A 17,148-nucleotide genomic window follows, 5' to 3' on the forward strand; every position below is an offset into this window, starting at 1 on the left:
AAGACTAGCGGATTGGGCTGATGATCAGCGTAGAAATTCCATGGGGTGTGCGCATTAGTGCTGGGTCGTGCCGGGATTGCAGGTTTGATCTTGTGGCTGCCGGGCAGTTGTGGCTAACGGGCTGTTGTGGCGAGGGGGCTTGCCTCCTCGCCACAAAAGCTCTTTTGCCAGAGGAAGCTCTTTTGCCACAGCTCCATTGCCACAATGGCCTGGCGGCAGATTTTCCCTGAAGCAGTGTCTCCGGCAGTTGCCATGGATCAAGCACAGCCGCGCTGATCGGCTAGAATGCCGACCTTGCCGTTGCCGAGCCTGTCATGAATCCTCAATTGCCCAACGCCCAGCTCGACTGGGACGACCAGGGACGCCCGTATTCGCGGGTGTTCGATGATGTGTATTTTTCCGACCTGTCGGGTCTGGAAGAAACTCGCTATGTGTTCATCGAACAGAACCGTTTGCAGGAACGTTTCGCCGCGCTGCCCGTCGACGGGCGTCTGGTGATTGGCGAGACGGGGTTCGGCACCGGGCTGAATTTTCTGTGTGCCTGGCAATTGTTTGACCAGCACGCGGTGGCTGGCGCGCGGTTGCATTTCGTCAGCGTGGAAAAATACCCGCTGACTGCGGCAGACCTGCAGCGGGCCTTGGCGTTGTGGCCGCAACTGAAACCGTTCGCCGATCAACTGTTGGCGCAGTACGTGGCGATCCATCAAGGTTTTCAACGGCTGGTGCTGGACAACGGCCGCGTGACCCTGACGCTGTTGATCGGCGATGCGCTGGAAATGTTGCCGCAACTCGACGCACAAATTGACGCGTGGTTTCTCGACGGTTTTGCCCCGGCGAAAAACCCCGATATGTGGACCGCCGAGCTGTTTGCCGAACTGGCGCGCCTGGCCGCGCCCGACTCGACCATCAGCACCTTCACCAGCACCGGATGGGTGCGGCGCTTGCTCAACGCCGCCGGTTTCAAAATGAAACGCACGCCGGGCATCGGCCACAAATGGGAGATTCTGCGTGGGGTGTTTCTCGGTTGGCCAGCCGAAGTCGGCGCACCGCTCGCGGCGAAACCGTGGTTCGCCCGCCCTCCTCGGCCCACCAGCGAGCGTCGCGCATTGGTGATCGGCGCCGGCCTGGCGGGTTGCGCGACGGCGGCCAGCCTTGCGGCGCGGGGTTGGCAGGTAAGTTTGCTGGAGCGCCATGCGGCGATCGCGCAAGAAGCTTCAGGCAATCCGCAAGGCGTGCTGTACCTGAAACTGTCGGCGCACGGCACCGCGTTGTCGCAACTGATTGTCAGCGGTTTCGGCCACACGCGCCGGGTGCTGGAGCATTTGCATCGCGGTGTCGATTGGGACGGTTGCGGGGTGTTGCAACTGGCGTTCAATGCCAAGGAAGCCGAGCGTCAGGCGCAACTGGCGGCGGCGTTTCCTGCCGACTTGCTGCACCTGCTCGATCAGCCTCAAGCCGCAACGCGGGCCGGAATTGCATTGGCCCACGGTGGCTTGTTCTATCCGGAAGGTGGTTGGGTGCATCCGCCGGCGTTGTGCCAGTGGCAAGCGGCGCAACCGAATGTCCACGTGCTGCCGCATAACGATGTGCTGGCCTTACGCAAAGTCGATGACCAGTGGCAAGCGTGGGACGGCGACACTTTGCTCGCCAGCGCAGCGACCGTAGTGTTGGCCGGCGCCGCCGAAATCAAGCGATTCGAGCAAAGCGCCGACCTGCCGCTCAAACGCATTCGCGGGCAGATCACCCGACTGGCGCAAACCGCCGAGAGCCAGAGCCTGGCCACGGTGGTCTGCGCCGAAGGTTATGTCGCCCCGGCGCGACTGGGCGAACACACTCTCGGCGCCAGTTTTGATTTCACCAGCGATGACCTGAGCCCGACCACCGCCGAACACCTCGGCAATCTGCAATTGCTCGAAGAAATCTCCAGCGAATTGGTCAGCCGACTGCACGCAGGCGAACTCGACGCCGAGCAACTGCAAGGTCGCGCGGCGTTTCGTTGCACCAGTCCCGATTACTTGCCAATTGTCGGGCCATTGGCGGACGGTCAGGCGTTCAACCTGGCTTACGCCGCCCTGAGCAAAGATGCCCGGCAAGTGCCCGACGTCCCGTGCCCATGGCTCGACGGTTTGTACGTCAACAGCGGTCATGGCTCACGCGGTTTGATCACCGCGCCGCTGTCCGGCGAATTGCTCGCGGCGTGGCTGGACAACGAACCGTTGCCGCTGCCGCGCGCCGTCGCTGAAGCCTGTCACCCGAATCGTTTTGCCTTGCGCCGCTTGATTCGCGGCAACTGAGCAGGTCGACAGACGCTTCACATTTCGGCGATAGCGCACAGACCCAACTCGAGGCGTTTCATCGCCTCGCCGGTCAAGCGCTCCATCATCGCAGTCTCGGCCGCTGCGCGCTCCTTGTTGATCGCTTCGATCTGGCTGAGATAGTCAGCGCCCTTGAGCGTGGTGGCCTTCTCGAAAACTTTACTCAAGCGCGTCTGAAACGGTGCATTCATCACTGAGAACTCCTGTGGGGAATGACGTTTCAGGTAATCGCCCCAGAACCCTTGTTTCACCAGCGACATACGCAGCGCAGGTGAAAGCTCGGCAGCGATGATTCGGGTTTTGGCTGCCGTGAGGTCGGCAGTCTGCACATTGCCGAGCGCGGCGTAACGCATGAATCGTGGCTGACCGGGTAACTCCAGTGCGTCTGCCAGCCCAGTGCGATAAGCCAGATTGATCTCCAGCGGGTCCATCGTCGGGTACTTGATTTGGTGCTCGACGGCAATCGCATTCAATTGCTCGATGCGAAACAAAGTGCGCCCCAACTTCAACAATGGCCGGGCTGCCGTGGCACTGTTGCCCGACTGCCGCAGCACCTTGTCGACCGCCACGGCCACTTCCAGGTTGCTGAAGTTCATCGCCGCACTGTCCGTGCAATTGATCGGGTTGGCGGCCTGATTAAGCACTTGGTCACGCAGCACCGCATCGTCGTAGGCCGCCTCCAGCACTGACCAGACTCTACGGCTCATGTCTTCATGCACGTGTTCGCTGTCGGCGGTGTTGCCCAGTTCGGCGAGCAACTGGAACAGACCCTCGGATTGCGGCTCATCGCGCAAAGCGTTCCAGATTTCGCCGCGACGGCTATAGGTGACGATAGTTTCTTCGGGCAACCACAGGGCCTTGGCGTTGCGCTCGGTCATGCGCCCGATGTCGTCATCAAACACGCCCATGCCGACCCCGGTGTTATCCAGGTAGGTCTGCAATTTGCGCCGACTGGCCTCGTCGAGGTTATTGGTGCGCAGATTGATCGCTTTGCTGAAAGTCGTCGACACGCTGAACAACCAGTCCGGCAACGTCCTGATGTTGTTTTCACGCAGGTCGACGAAGCTCAGGTTAGGCAAACGGACCAGGCCTTTGGGCAGTTCGGTCGCGCCGGTTTCTCGCAGCGACAGCACCCGCAGGTCGAACATGTTGCTGATGTCCGGCGTGGCGCCAAGGCGGTTTTTACTCAGATTGAGCGATTCCAGCGAACGCATCGCCGCCAGCCTGGCCAGGGTTGTTTCACTCAGGCGCAGCTGGTTATCGGCCAGGCTCAAGTGGATCAGCTTGGGCATCGACGCCAGCTCGTCGGGCAGCGCCGTGATTTTGTTGGTGTCCAGCTCCAGCGAATCCACGGACTTGAACGAGGTGAGGAATTGACTGACTTCGTCGCCCAGCTGCATGTCTTTCAATGACAGACGTTGCACGTGACTGAAGTCAATTGCCGCCGGCAACGTCGGCAACTGGCCGACCCGCATGCCATTCAGGCTCAACCCCGGAACACCAACGCCATGCTCGTCACGCAGCAACGACAGGCGCCGCCAACTGTTTTCGATGGCATCGGCAACTTGCCTGCGGCTTTGCCGATACTCACTCAGCGCGCCTGGCAACTTGCGCATCTGCGCGTCATCGGTGCGCCAGGTCTTGAGCAACGTGCGCAAAGTTTCGAGTTGCGCCAGGCGCTGTTTGATCGCGGTCGAGCGGGTCAGGTGGTCAGTGCCCAGCCCGTCCAGCAATGTGTTGATCTGGCTATCGGTCATCAACGGGTAGAGTTTTTTGACTTTGCGCACCAGCGCCCGAGGGTAGCGCGATGACCGGCCCGGCTGTTGCGCCTGCACACAGGAAACTGGCGCAATTGCTGCCTCCAGCGGTTCACCGGCGAGCAATCGCGAACACACCGAACGTTCTTCCAAGGCTCGGGACAGCAACTTGCCACGCAACAGCCTGGCTTGATCCTGCAAATCATTGCCTAGCCCCAGCGCTGCGCGAGTCGGCGGTTCAATCGCCTGAACGATGGTTTTATACAAGGCGTCCGGCCCCTTGCTGACGGCCGTCAGCGATGCGCCGTCGCTGGCAAACGCCTGATATCCGGCCGGCGATTTGACCACAGTGATTGTTGACGAGTTACCCGGATGGCCGACGCGTTGCAGGACCTCGCCAGTTACGGCACCCTCGCGCACTTCGAGCGCCAGTTCACGGTTCCAACCGGGCAAATGTTCGAGCAACGCGACGGCGAGCCGGGCGGAATCGTCGCTGGCCACTTCCGGCAGGTAAACGCCGCTGATGGCGCGGTCCAGGCGCACCTCGGCGAGACCTTTGCGGGCCTTTTCGGCAATGCCCATCGGCACACGTTTGGTCGAGCGCAAACGCAGACGCTCGACGCTGCTGGCCTGATCGATCAGCTCTTGCGTCATGTCGACGGGCAACCCGGCGAATTTCTTGCGGACGATTTCCACGTCTGCAGCGGCGCTGACGTCCTGCAATTCATATAAGCGATTGAACAGCGGCAAACGATCCTGCTTCAGCGCGGCGGCGATTTTTTTCGCCAGCGCATCGGTTTCTTTTTCAGCGCTGGCCTTGGCGCCGAGCAAGCCATCGATTTCCCTGCGGGTCAAACCGTCCAGCACTTGCTCGAACAAATGGCCCTGCGCCAACTCCAGCTCGGAGATCGCGATGGCCATGTCTTCATCAGCGACATGCGCGCCCTTGGGGTAAATCGCGCTGACTCGCTGTTTGCTATCGAGCACCTTGATGTAGCGCCCGGACGGCCAGCCGGGCAGCGCTGGCAAGGCGTTCAAGTGTTCCGGCAGGTGCACGGCATCGTGCGGATCTCCGGTTTCCAGCACGCTGATGCACTCACGGATGCGCTGGTCCAGATGAAATCGCTCGATGGTGTCCTTCAACCGGGCGTTCAACACCAGGCCTTCGTCATTGAGGTAGTGCAGATCGGAAATGGACGTGCCGGTGGCGTTGCGAATTTCTTCCACTCTGGCGTTTTCAAGGGTCGCCAGCCGTGAATCCAGGCGTTTGAGTGCATAGCTGCCTTCGCGCCACTGGTCCGGTTGCTCGAACGAGAGCCGCCAGCCGCGCTCGCCGTTGTACTCCAGCGTCGGCGAAAACGCTTCCGGGCGCAGCGGATGCCGCACTCGCCATTTTTTGATCAGCGGGTCGTAGTGAATCCGGTAAGCACTGTTGTCGATGCGGATATGCGGTTGCCCGGCAACGTGGTAAACCCCCTGCGCATCCGCCGTGCGCCCACTGAGCGTGCTCAACGGCCGCTTGTAGGGCCGCAGGTCGAGCTTCCACAGTCGCGGCTGGCCTTGGCTGTTGGTCACCGACTGGAACTGGCTGAAGAACTCGGCGTGTTCGCGCACGGTTTTCTTGATCAGCGAACCCACGACTTTGCCACCCACCGCCATCGCGCCCATCAGCGCGAGGTTTTCCGCCACGCTGAGCAGGTGCGACAGTGCCTCTTGCTTGTCACCGTGGTGCCAGTCCTGAACGCCGTCATAGACCTCACCAAGCAATTGGCCGACGGTGACACCGATCATCAATTGGCCGAGGACCGGGATAAAAAACCCGGCGATGTTGCTGATCGTCAAGCCCAGTTCGAGGAGGTTTTCCAGGCGTTTCTTGCGCACTTGCTCATCGACATCGGCGGTCGGCACGGCCAGTTCGCGAGCATCGATTTGCATCTTGCCGAGCGCGCTCTGGATCATGAACTGGAACAGCGGCACATCGATTGGCAGGGCTTTGAACGTATCGAGGTTGTCGGCCGCTGCCGCAGCCTCGAAGAACTCGCGTTTGCGATCTTCTTCGATCCCGTGGGCAAAGTACTCGTTGTAACTTTTGACCTTGAGTTTGAGGCCCAAATAGACTTTGTATTCAGCAAACGAGCTGTACTCATACAGCGCTCGCCCCGGTTCGTTGGGCATGTAGACGAGGCACCAATCGGTCGGGAAGGTTTCGACCGAGCGCCGCGACAACACCACGACGCCCCACACGCACGCACCGAACAACTCCATGCCCTGAGTGATCAGCGGCTGGCCATCGTGGGTGATTTTCTGGATGCCGGTCTGCGCCACCGTGCCGCTGTGCGGCCCCAGCGTCAGCAAGGTTTTATGCGCGGCGGGGCTGATGTGTCCTTTCATCAACGCCAAGTGCGCATCTACCCGCAGCTTCTTGACCTTGAGCCATTTGAGATCGTTGACCAGGCCATCCGAGGTCAGCGGCAAACTGAACACATCGCTGAGATGTTGCTGGTAGCGCCGGCCGAGATCGAGTTCCCGGCACAACGTGGCGAAAGTTTGTGGGGTCAGCCCGACGATCCCTTTGGGGGCGGCGGCGATATCCAGCGAACTGCCATCGGGGAACCCTTCACTGGCGGTTTCTTCTTCGGTGAAATTCTGCATCGCCGCTTGCAGCAGGCTGCGCTTGATCGAGGGGATTTCGACCTCGCCCTCGACTTTGGTCGGGGTGCCGTCGCAGCCACAGTCGAAGCCGGGCAGCACCAGCAGGTCTTTGTTGACGTCGAACGCGACGGACCATTTTCTGCTCAGCGCCGCCGACAGGTTCACCGCGCAGAAACTGTCGAGCGGCTGCAACTTGAGCAGCAGCAACTCGACTTTGTGCTGGTAGGCCAACAGTTCCTGCACGTCGGTTTCAAGGGCCGCGAGCAAGGCCGGTGAGGCTTTGCGCAGCCAGTCAGGCATGCCCGCCTGAAGCGCCTGCGCAATGTCCAAATCGCCGGTTTCATCGAGCAGCGCCATCAGCGTTTGCATCGGCGTCGGGGCTTGGCGCACTGGCGCCGGATTTTCGGTGGTCAGCATCGGCAATATCCTTATTGCGAGTGGTGGACCGTTAACTTAGCGAGTCTGCGGCTGGAAAAAAAACACGAATAGTCGCGCGGTCCGGCACTGTTTCAAGCAGTAATTTCTACCCATGCGATAACCCCGTACCGCACCTTCCGCGCAGCGTTGTGCATGCGTCGCGCAACAGCCCAGCCCCGCTACTTATAACCGATCGATCTAAAACTCCCGCCAATCCGCCGGGTCAGTTTCTGAGTACCCGCTGTTTTGACGCGGAATTGACCGACCCCTCCCCAACGGAAAAACCGGTAAGGACTTTATGTGTGGACTAGCTGGCGAGTTACGCTTTGATCAACAACCTGCGGACCTTGCAGCCGTAGAACGAATCACCCATCACTTGGCCCCACGCGGCCCGGATGCGTGGGGTTTCCACAGCCAAGGGCCGATTGCCCTGGGCCATCGTCGCTTGAAAATCATGGACCTGTCGGACGGCTCGGCGCAGCCGATGATCGACAACCAATTGGGCCTGTCCCTGGCGTTCAACGGTGCGATCTACAATTTCCCGGAGCTGCGCGCCGAACTTGAAGCGCTCGGCTATGCGTTCTATTCCGGTGGCGACACCGAAGTGCTGCTCAAGGGCTACCACGCCTGGGGCGAGTCGATGCTGCCCAAGCTCAACGGCATGTTTGCGTTTGCCATTTGGGAACGCGACGCCAAGCGCCTGTTCATTGCCCGCGACCGTCTCGGCGTCAAGCCGTTGTACCTGTCGCGCACCGGCCAGCGCCTGCGTTTCGCCTCGGCGCTGCCAGCGTTGCTGAAGGGTGGCGATATCAGCCCGATGCTCGACCCGGTGGCCCTCAACCATTACCTGAATTTCCACGCGGTGGTCCCGGCGCCACGCACCTTGATCGCCGGCATTGAAAAACTGCCGCCAGCGACCTGGATGCGTATCGAAGCTGATGGCACTACCGAACAGAAAACCTGGTGGACCCTGCCCTACGGCCCTCACGCCGACGAGATGAACCTGACGCTCGAAGACTGGCGTGACCGTGTGCTCGACAGCACCCGCGACGCGGTGGCAATTCGTCAACGCGCGGCAGTCGATGTCGGCGTGTTGCTGTCCGGCGGCGTCGATTCGAGCATGTTGGTCGGTCTGCTGCGTGAAGTCGGCGTGGAAAATCTCTCGACGTTTTCCATCGGTTTCCAGGATGCCGGCGGCGAGCGCGGCGACGAATTCCAGTATTCGGACCTGATCGCCAAGCATTACGGCACCCAGCATCACCAGTTGCGCATCGACGAAAAAGAAATCATCGAACAACTGCCGGCAGCGTTCCGGGCGATGAGCGAGCCGATGGTCAGCCATGACTGCATCGCCTTCTATCTGCTGTCCCGCGAAGTGGCCAAACATTGCAAAGTGGTGCAGAGCGGCCAGGGCGCCGACGAGCTGTTCGCCGGTTATCACTGGTATCCGCAAGTGGACGGCGCGGCCGACCCGTACGCGGCCTACCGCGACGCGTTTTTCGACCGCAGCTACGAAGACTACGCCGCCACCGTGCAGCCGAAATGGCTGACCGCGAATGACGCTGCGGGCGACTTCGTCAAGGAGCACTTCGCCCAACCCGGCGCCGATGCGGCGGTGGACAAAGCGTTGCGTCTGGACAGCACGATCATGCTGGTCGATGACCCGGTCAAACGTGTCGACAACATGACCATGGCTTGGGGCTTGGAAGCACGCACGCCGTTTCTGGACTATCGACTGGTGGAATTGTCGGCACGTGTGCCGGGCAAATTCAAACTGCCGGACGGCGGCAAACAAGTGCTGAAGGAAGCCGCGCGACTGGTCATCCCAAGCGAAGTGATCGACCGTAAAAAAGGTTACTTCCCGGTGCCCGGCCTCAAGCATTTGCAGGGTGACACGCTGAATTGGGTACGCGAACTGCTGCTCGATCCAAGTCAGGATCGCGGCTTGTTCAACCCGGCCATGCTCGATCGCCTGCTGACCGATCCGCAAGGTCAGTTGACGCCGTTGCGCGGCTCCAAGCTGTGGCAATTGGCTGCGCTGAACCTGTGGCTCAGTGAACAAGGAATCTGATCGATGAAACCCCACGCCACGGCTTACAGCCAACGCTTGTTGCGCGGTCAGACACCTTCTTACGAACGCTTGCAGGCACGCCTGGCCGAGGATGGCAGCGCACTCAACGCGGCACCGATTGCGGTGCATTGCGGTTGGGGCCGATTGCTGATCGGGCACACTTTCCCTGACCCGGCGAGCATTGCCCAGGAATTGCTCAATGAGCAGCCCGGCGAGCGCGACATTGCTCTTTATGTGGCGGCGCCCCAGCAAGTGCTGGGGCTGGAACCGGCGCAGTTGTTTCTTGATCCTTCGGACACCTTGCGCCTGTGGTTCAGCGACTATCGCCAGTCGACCCGAGTGTTTCGCGGTTTTCGCATTCGTCGCGCGCAGAGCGAGGCGGATTGGCAGGCGATCAACCTGCTGTATCAGGCACGCGGCATGTTGCCGATCGACCCGACATTACTGACCCCGCGCCACATGGGCGGCCCGGTGTATTGGCTGGCGGAAGACGAGGACAGCGGCGCGATTATCGGCAGCGTCATGGGCCTTAACCATCACAAGGCCTACAACGACCCGGAAAACGGCAGTAGCCTTTGGTGCCTGGCGGTGGACCCGCATTGTTCGCGTCCGGGTGTCGGCGAAGTGCTGGTGCGGCACTTGGTCGAGCACTTCATGAGCCGTGGCTTGAGTTACCTCGACCTGTCGGTGTTGCACGATAACCGTCAGGCGAAAAGCCTTTACGCCAAGCTCGGTTTTCGCAACCTGTCGACCTTCGCGATCAAGCGCAAGAACGGCATCAATCAGCCGTTGTTTCTTGGCCCGGGGCCGGAGGCGGAATTCAATCCTTACGCGCGGATCATCGTCGAGGAAGCGCATCGGCGCGGCATCGACGTGCAGGTCGATGACGCCGACGCCGGGATGTTCACCCTCAGCCACGGTGGCCGCCGCGTACGTTGCCGCGAATCGTTGAGCGACCTGACCAGCGCCATCAGCATGAGTTTGTGTCAGGACAAAAGCCTGACGCACAAAGTGCTGAAAGCCGCCGGACTGAACCTGCCGTCGCAGCAATTGGCCGGCAATGGCGATGACAATCTGGCGTTTCTCGATGAACACGAACGTGTTGTGGTGAAACCGCTGGATGGCGAACAGGGTCACGGCGTGGCGGTGGATTTGCGGACTATCGATGACGTGCAGCAAGCCATCGAAACCGCGCGCCAATTCGACTCGCGGGTGTTGCTCGAAAGCTTCCACGAAGGCCTCGATCTGCGCATCGTGGTGATTGGTTTTGAAGTGGTTGCGGCAGCGATTCGCCGTCCCGCCGAGGTGGTCGGTGACGGCCAGCATTCAGTCCGCGCGTTGATTGAAGCGCAAAGTCGCCGACGGCAGGCGGCCACCAGCGGCGAAAGCAAGATTCCGCTGGACCACGAAACCGAGCGCACCTTGCAGGCTGCCGGCTACGACTACGACAGTATTCTGCCGGCCGGCGAGCATCTTTTCGTACGGCGCACGGCGAATCTTCATACCGGCGGCGTGCTGGAGGATGTCACCGCGATCCTGCACCCGACGTTGGTCGATGCTGCCGTGCGTGCGGCGCGGGCGCTGGATATCCCGATGGTCGGGCTCGACCTGATGGTGCCGGCGGCGGACCAGCCGGAATACGTGTTTATTGAAGCCAATGAGCGCGCCGGGCTGGCCAACCATGAACCGCAACCGACGGCGGAGAAATTTGTCGACTTGCTGTTTCCGCACAGTCAGCCGGCTGTTTCGTAGTTCTTTGGCGTTTGGGCGGGCCTCTTCGCGGGCAAGCCTCGCTCCCACATTGCAACGCGTACAACCTGTGGGAGCGAGCCTGCTCGCGATGGCGGCCTGACTGGCGCGACACATTCCCCTTCATCGAAACCATCGATGCTCGTAACTCATCAGGAGTTTCCATGACCAGCAAAATTCCCGAACCGGATCTCAACTACCTGCAAAAAGTCCTGCTGGAGATGCTCGCCATTCCCAGCCCGACCGGGTTTACCGACACCATCGTGCGTTACGTCGCCGAGCGTCTGGAAGAACTCGGCGTACCGTTCGAAATGACGCGGCGCGGGACGATCCGCGCCACCCTCAAAGGCAAGAAAAGCAGCCCCGACCGCGCCGTTTCCGCGCACTTGGACACCATCGGCGCAGCGGTGCGTGCGGTCAAAGACAACGGGCGCCTGACCCTGGCGCCGGTCGGTTGCTGGTCTAGCCGTTTTGCCGAGGGCAGCCGCGTCAGCCTGTTCACCGACAACGGCGTGATTCGTGGCAGCGTGTTGCCACTGATGGCGTCCGGGCATGCGTTCAATACCGCCGTGGATGAAATGCCGATCAGTTGGGACCACGTCGAGTTGCGCCTCGACGCCTACTGCGCGACCCGCGCCGATTGCGATTCGCTGGGGATCAGCGTCGGCGATTTTGTCGCGTTCGATCCGCTGCCGGAGTTCACCGAAAGCGGCCACATCAGCGCCCGTCACCTCGACGACAAGGCCGGTGTCGCGGCGCTGCTGGCGGCGATGAAAGCGATCATCGACAGCGGCGAAGAGCTGATGATCGACTGCCATCCGCTGTTCACCATCACCGAGGAAACCGGCAGCGGCGCGGCGGCGGCACTGCCGTGGGACGTCAGCGAATTTGTCGGCATCGACATTGCGCCAGTGGCGCCGGGGCAACATTCCAGCGAACACGCGGTGAGTGTGGCGATGCAGGATTCCGGCGGACCGTATGACTATCACCTGTCGCGGCATCTGCTGCGTCTGGCCAGTGAAAACGAACTGCCGGTGCGCCGCGACCTGTTCCGTTATTACTTCAGCGATGCGCATTCGGCAGTGACGGCCGGACATGACATCCGCACCGCGCTGCTGGCGTTTGGCTGCGACGCCACTCACGGTTATGAGCGCACGCACATCGACAGTCTGGCGGCGCTCAGCCGTTTGCTCGGCGCGTACATCTTGAGCCCGCCGGTATTTGCCAGCGATGCGCAACCGGCCAAGGGTTCGCTGGACCGCTTCAGTCACCAGATCGAACACGACACGCAGATGGAAAGCGATACGCGCGTGCCGTCGGTGGACAGTCTGGTGGGGCAGCGCAACGATAGTTGAGTGATGTGTTGTCAGTGAAATTGCCTTCGCGGGCATGGAACGCCAAACCTGTAGGAGCGAGGCTTGCTCGTGAAGGCGTCAAACCAGACAACACAACATCCACTGACTAGCCGCAAAACCGCATTCGCCGTAGCATCGCGACATTGTTTTTACCGAGGTGCCTATGCTGATCCCCTACGACCAACTTGAAGTCGACACCCTCACCCGCCTGATCGAAGACTTCGTCACCCGCGACGGCACCGACAATGGTGATGACACGCCGCTGGAAACCCGCGTATTACGTGTGCGCCAGGCGTTGACCAAAGGCCAGGCACTGATCGTTTTCGACCCCGACAGCGAGCAATGCCAATTGATGCTCAAGCACGACGTGCCCAAGCACCTGTTCGACTGAAGCAATCAACGCGCCTTGTTTTTCGCCAATTTGGCCTGAATACGTTCGTACACTTCCGCGCGATGCACATTGACGTTCTGCGGCGCTTCGATACCGAAGCGCACATGGCCGCCATTGACCGCGAGAATGCGCACGGAAATATCGTCACCGATGGAAATCAACTCACCTACAACACGACTGAGAACAAGCATGGCCTTCGTCCTTTAAGGGTTACTGGACTTTGAAGATGCCCGCCGCGTGCTCGCGGTTCAATGCGCCGCCAGATAATCAGTCATGCCCTACAGCGCGAAATGAACGCGCCTACAGACTTCTCTTACAAAATGCTGGATTGCAGCGCTGATCACTCAGGACGCCGAGAATTTCGGGCCAAACAGAATGATGCTCGCGCCGATCACGCACAGCGCCACGCCGAGCCAGTCCGAGCCGAGCGGCCGCACGCGCTCGACCACCGCCAGCCAGCCAATCGAAGCAATGATGTAAATGCCGCCGTAAGCCGCATAGGCGCGGCCGGCGTAAGTGGATTCGATGCGCGTCAGCAGCAGCGCGAACAGGGTCAGGCTGAGCAGCGCCGGGATCACCCACCAGGCACTTTTGCCTTGGCGCAGCCACATCCAGAACGCGAAGCAACCGGCGATTTCGAACAGCGCGGCGAGGAAAAACCACAGGTAATTGAGCATGCAGGCGTCTCGTGAGGATGACCGTTGGCGGCCACCCTAACGAGGCTGTTGCCGACGGGCAAGGTCAGCCTGCGGTTTGCCGGGCCTTGGCGCGCATTTTATCGGCCATGACGGTCATTTCGTTGTAGAGCAATTGCGGATTCTTCTGCTTGATTGCCCACGCCATGCGCCCTTGTTCGTGGGGCAGGATCATGAACTCGCCGGCAGCGACCTGGGTGTAGATGTAGTCGGCAATGTCAGTGGCGGTGATTGGCGAACTTTCCAGCAACTTGCCTACCTGGGCTTTCATCGCCGGGGTCGGGCCACGGAAAGAATCCAGCAAGTTGGTCTGGAAGAACGACGGGCACACTACGTGCACCGCGACTTCCTGTTGCGCCAGTTCGATCAGCAGGCTTTCGGACAACGCCACTACACCCGCCTTGGCGACGTTGTAGTTGCTCATCGCCGGACCTTGCATCAGCGCCGCCATCGAGGCGATGTTGATGATCTTGCCTTTGCTTTTTTCCAGCAGCGGCAGGAACGCTTTGCAGCCCTTGACCACGCCCATCAAGTTGATCGCGATCTGCCAGTCCCAGTCTTCCAGCGACAGTTCGCTGAAGAACCCGCCCGACGCCACGCCGGCATTGTTGACGATGATGTCGATGCCGCCGAGTTTTTCTTCGCAGGCCTGGGCGAATGCGGTCAATTGGCTGTAATCGCGCACGTCGCAACGTTGCACAAAGCCGTCACCACCGGCCTCGCGCACCAGTTTCAGGGTTTCCTGAAGGCCCGGTTCGCTGACATCCGACAAGGCCAGTTGCCAGCCTTCGCGGGCCCAGCGCAGCGCGATTTCGCGACCCAGGCCCGAGCCTGCGCCAGTGATCATCATGCGATTTTGCATAGCAAACAGCCTTGTTGTTCTGGGGAAGATGCGCCGAGTGTAGCGAAGGACCGTGGCCGACCCACGCTCCATCAGATTGCTGAATGGTGTTGGCAAACCGCAGCACGGATCGCGATTGCGTAACGGCCTTCGCGGGCAAGCCTTGCTCCCATTAAATCAACTAGCGCGCTGCACAAAAGAAATAACCCATGAATCTAAAAAAGATTAAAAAACATGGAATTTTCTTTCAGGCCCACGAGTCGGAGTTTGTAAGCAGTTCGGATTAATTGCATTCCGGCTGACCGTTACAACGTTAGGTCAATCCAGAACACTTCGAACAAGGAAATAGACATGGGCACAATTCTTATCGTAATCCTGATCCTGTTGCTGATCGGTGGTTTGCCAGTGTTCCCGCACTCAAGAAGTTGGGGTTACGGTCCATCGGGTATCCTCGGCGTAGTGTTGGTGGTGCTGTTGATCCTGCTCTTGCTTGGCAAGATATAAAGCGTCAACCCCGACCCAAAAAAAGAGGCCCTTGAAAAAGGGCCTCTTTTTTATTGCCTCAGCGTTTAGTCCGGTTTGCCGTTAACCACACCGGCGGTGTTGTCGATCAGGCTCTTGGTTGCGGTTTGCAGGAACGACTCGAGTTTCTGCTTGAGTGCCGCTTCGTCCGGCGCATCGGGAATCACCGTGCCTTTCGGGTTGGCGCCCAACTCGTAGCTGTACAACTTCGGCGGCATTTCCTTGGGCAATACCAGCACCCGATCTGCGGTCAGCAAGGCCACGGTCTGATCACTGCCCGAAGGCTTGATCACGCCGAAACCCTTGTCGCCTTCCGGCAGGTTCAGCAGGTCACGACCCCAGCATTGATGGATCACGTCGCCGCCGATGCGACCCATGATGGTCGGCACCACGTCGATCTGCGTGCCCACGGTGTGGTCACGCTCGCCGAACTTCTGCTGCACGCCCGGCCCGATCAACAGCATCGGAACGTTGAAGCGGCCGAGGTCCATTTCAGTGATTTGCTCTTCGTTGCCGAAGCCATGGTCACCAACTACCACGAACAGGGTTTCGTTGAAGTAAGGCTCTTTACGCGCCTTCTCGAAGAACTGACCCAGCGCCCAGTCGGAGTAACGCATGGCGGTCAAGTGTTCGTTCATGCTGCCACGATCGGTTACGCGCTCGACCGGCAATGGCGTCGGCAAGGCGTATGGCGTGTGGTTGGACAGGGTTTGCAGCAAGGCATAGAACGGTTTTTTGTCCTTGCCGTCGCGTGCTTTCAACTCTTCGAGGCCACGGTTGAACATGTCCTGGTCGGACACGCCCCACGTCGGATCGGAGAACACCGGATCAACAAAGTCGTTGCGGCCGATGAAGTTGGTCATGCCCTGGTTGCTGAAGAAACCCGACTGGTTGTCCCAGGCAAAGTCGCCGTTATAGACATACACGTCGTCATAATCACGCGCACTGAGCAGTTGCGGCAGACCCGACAACTTGTGGCTGCCTTCCGGGGTTTGCATCAGGTATTCGAAACCCGGCAAGTTGGGGAAACAGGCCATCGTCGCAAACATGCCCTGGTGGGTGTGCGTGCCGTTGGAGAAGAAGCGGTCGAACAACAGACCTTCCTTGCTCAACTTGTCGAACGCCGGGGTGATATTGCCCGGACGACCCAAGGCGCCCACCGAGTGACCGGCGAAGCTTTCCATCAGGATCACTACGACGTTTTTGATCGGCAACGTCTTGTCGGCATTCGGCGTGAAGTTGCGGCGCACGGCGGCAATGTCTTCGTCGACCAATTTGTCGCTCGGGGTCAGCAACATGTCACGCACGGTCTGCTGGGCCAGTGGCTGTGGCAGCGTGGCTTTCCAGATGTTGTCGCGATCTTCGGACATCCGCGACTTCGCCGCCGCGACCAGCGACAACGTGCCGTTGAGGCCCAGTTGGTTGGCGAAGTTGGAATCGGTGGTGTAAACGTCACCCCAACGCATTGGCGGGCCCTGACGCAGCGTGCCGCGCGCGGCGACCACGCAGATCAGCAGGCAAACCACGAACACCCCGACGCGCGCGTACAACGGCGCAATCTGCCGCGTGCCGACGCTGCCACCGCTGAACGGACCGCGCGGCCGAGTGGCGCGGTCGGCGCCCTTGAACGCGAGGGTCAGCAGCAACGTGCCGAAGGCCCACGCCAGCAGGTAACGAACCACCGGGAAACCGTACCAGAGCATGCTCGCCACGGTTTTCGGGTCTTCGCGTACGTATTGGAAAACCAGGCCGTTGAGGCGCTGGTGGAACTCGCGGTAGAAGTCCATTTCCATCAGGCCGAGGAACAGCGCGATGCTCGACGCCAGGGTCAGCCAGAAACGGAAGAACCCGCGAGCCGCCATTGCGCGGGCACTGAACAAGGCCAGCAGCAGCGGAATGCTCAGGTAGACCACCAGGCGCAGGTCGAAACGCAGGCCGTTGGCGAAGGCTTCGACGAAGGTCGAAGCGGGTGTGTCGAGGATCATCGCGCGGTTGTAAACCAGCAGCGCGAGGCGCAGCAGGCTGAACATGACCATCATGACCAGGGCACACAGGAGCGTGTAGGCCAGATGCGATTTGACGGTCGGTTGCAGCAGGCGACTAGAAGCTCGCTGCTGATTCAGGGCGTCCGGGTTTGCCATGTCGTTTTAGGACCCATTGGAAGTTTAAGTTGCAAAAAATACAGCTGCGCCCTGCCCTCTGTTGGCCACTACCTGGCCCCGGGGCTCGCGCGGTGCGCAAATGTTGCACGATCACTGACGCCATTGCCATTGATTACTGTTCGGCAAATTGACGCGGGCGAATTGTCTTGGAGGCATTGTGAAAATTTCGTACAACGCATATCTGGAAACACAATAAAGAATGGGCGGTGCGGTGTCTGTTG

General features: G+C 60.2%; 11 protein-coding genes. 6 read left to right on the plus strand and 5 right to left on the minus strand.

What is annotated here, in order from left to right; translation table 11 throughout:
- Positions 1-314: 314 nt before the first annotated feature.
- Positions 315-2,294 (plus strand): bifunctional tRNA (5-methylaminomethyl-2-thiouridine)(34)-methyltransferase MnmD/FAD-dependent 5-carboxymethylaminomethyl-2-thiouridine(34) oxidoreductase MnmC, encoded by a 1,980-nt coding sequence (gene mnmC / locus FBY12_RS24090; protein WP_145256525.1) that lies wholly within the window; start codon positions 315-317, stop codon positions 2,292-2,294.
- 17 nt (positions 2,295-2,311) lie between these two features.
- Here mnmC and FBY12_RS24095 read toward each other — a convergent pair whose 3' ends face one another.
- Positions 2,312-7,141 (minus strand): NEL-type E3 ubiquitin ligase domain-containing protein, encoded by a 4,830-nt coding sequence (locus tag FBY12_RS24095; RefSeq protein WP_145256528.1) that lies wholly within the window; start codon positions 7,139-7,141, stop codon positions 2,312-2,314.
- A gap of 298 nt (positions 7,142-7,439) precedes the next feature.
- On the opposite strand from FBY12_RS24095, the gene FBY12_RS24100 reads away from it, so the two are divergent.
- The 4 genes from FBY12_RS24100 to FBY12_RS24115 all read left to right on the plus strand — a co-directional run bounded on the left by FBY12_RS24100 (position 7,440) and on the right by FBY12_RS24115 (position 12,707).
- Positions 7,440-9,212 (plus strand): N-acetylglutaminylglutamine amidotransferase, encoded by a 1,773-nt coding sequence (locus FBY12_RS24100; RefSeq protein WP_145256530.1) that lies wholly within the window; start codon positions 7,440-7,442, stop codon positions 9,210-9,212.
- Positions 9,213-9,215: 3 nt separating this feature from the next.
- Positions 9,216-10,964, plus strand: a complete 1,749-nt coding sequence (ngg, locus tag FBY12_RS24105; protein WP_145256533.1) for an N-acetylglutaminylglutamine synthetase — start codon at positions 9,216-9,218, stop codon at positions 10,962-10,964.
- A 161-nt stretch (positions 10,965-11,125) separates the two neighbouring features.
- The gene (locus FBY12_RS24110) at positions 11,126-12,316 is read left to right on the plus strand and encodes an osmoprotectant NAGGN system M42 family peptidase (RefSeq protein WP_092279356.1); all 1,191 of its coding nucleotides are present in this window, start codon (positions 11,126-11,128) and stop codon (positions 12,314-12,316) included.
- A gap of 163 nt (positions 12,317-12,479) precedes the next feature.
- On the plus strand, positions 12,480-12,707 hold the full coding sequence (locus FBY12_RS24115; protein ID WP_010461751.1) for a YheU family protein: 228 nt from the start codon (positions 12,480-12,482) through the stop codon (positions 12,705-12,707).
- 5 nt (positions 12,708-12,712) lie between these two features.
- Here FBY12_RS24115 and csrA read toward each other — a convergent pair whose 3' ends face one another.
- The 3 genes from csrA to FBY12_RS24130 all read right to left on the minus strand — a co-directional run bounded on the left by csrA (position 12,713) and on the right by FBY12_RS24130 (position 14,264).
- Positions 12,713-12,898, minus strand: coding sequence for a carbon storage regulator CsrA (csrA, locus tag FBY12_RS24120; protein ID WP_092279354.1), 186 nt, complete (start codon positions 12,896-12,898; stop codon positions 12,713-12,715).
- Between the two features lie 153 nt (positions 12,899-13,051).
- Complete coding sequence (locus FBY12_RS24125) at positions 13,052-13,384, minus strand: YnfA family protein (protein ID WP_092279352.1); 333 nt, start codon at positions 13,382-13,384, stop codon at positions 13,052-13,054.
- Positions 13,385-13,448: 64 nt separating this feature from the next.
- Positions 13,449-14,264 carry an SDR family oxidoreductase gene (locus tag FBY12_RS24130; protein WP_145256536.1) on the minus strand — a complete coding sequence of 272 codons (816 nt, stop codon included), beginning with the start codon at positions 14,262-14,264 and terminating at the stop codon, positions 13,449-13,451.
- A gap of 324 nt (positions 14,265-14,588) precedes the next feature.
- Here FBY12_RS24130 and FBY12_RS24135 point away from each other — a divergent pair, with 324 nt between their 5' ends.
- Positions 14,589-14,747: a DUF3309 family protein gene (locus tag FBY12_RS24135; RefSeq protein ID WP_178076589.1), complete on the plus strand. Its 159-nt coding sequence runs from the start codon at positions 14,589-14,591 to the stop codon at positions 14,745-14,747.
- 65 nt (positions 14,748-14,812) lie between these two features.
- Here the strand turns inward: FBY12_RS24135 and FBY12_RS24140 are convergent, their stop codons facing one another.
- Complete coding sequence (locus tag FBY12_RS24140; protein ID WP_121732048.1) at positions 14,813-16,906, minus strand: LTA synthase family protein; 2,094 nt, start codon at positions 16,904-16,906, stop codon at positions 14,813-14,815.
- Between the last annotated feature and the right edge of the window lie 242 nt (positions 16,907-17,148).

Origin of the sequence: Pseudomonas sp. SJZ131 (assembly GCF_007828705.1) — a bacterium.
Classification (GTDB): domain Bacteria; phylum Pseudomonadota; class Gammaproteobacteria; order Pseudomonadales; family Pseudomonadaceae; genus Aquipseudomonas; species Aquipseudomonas prosekii.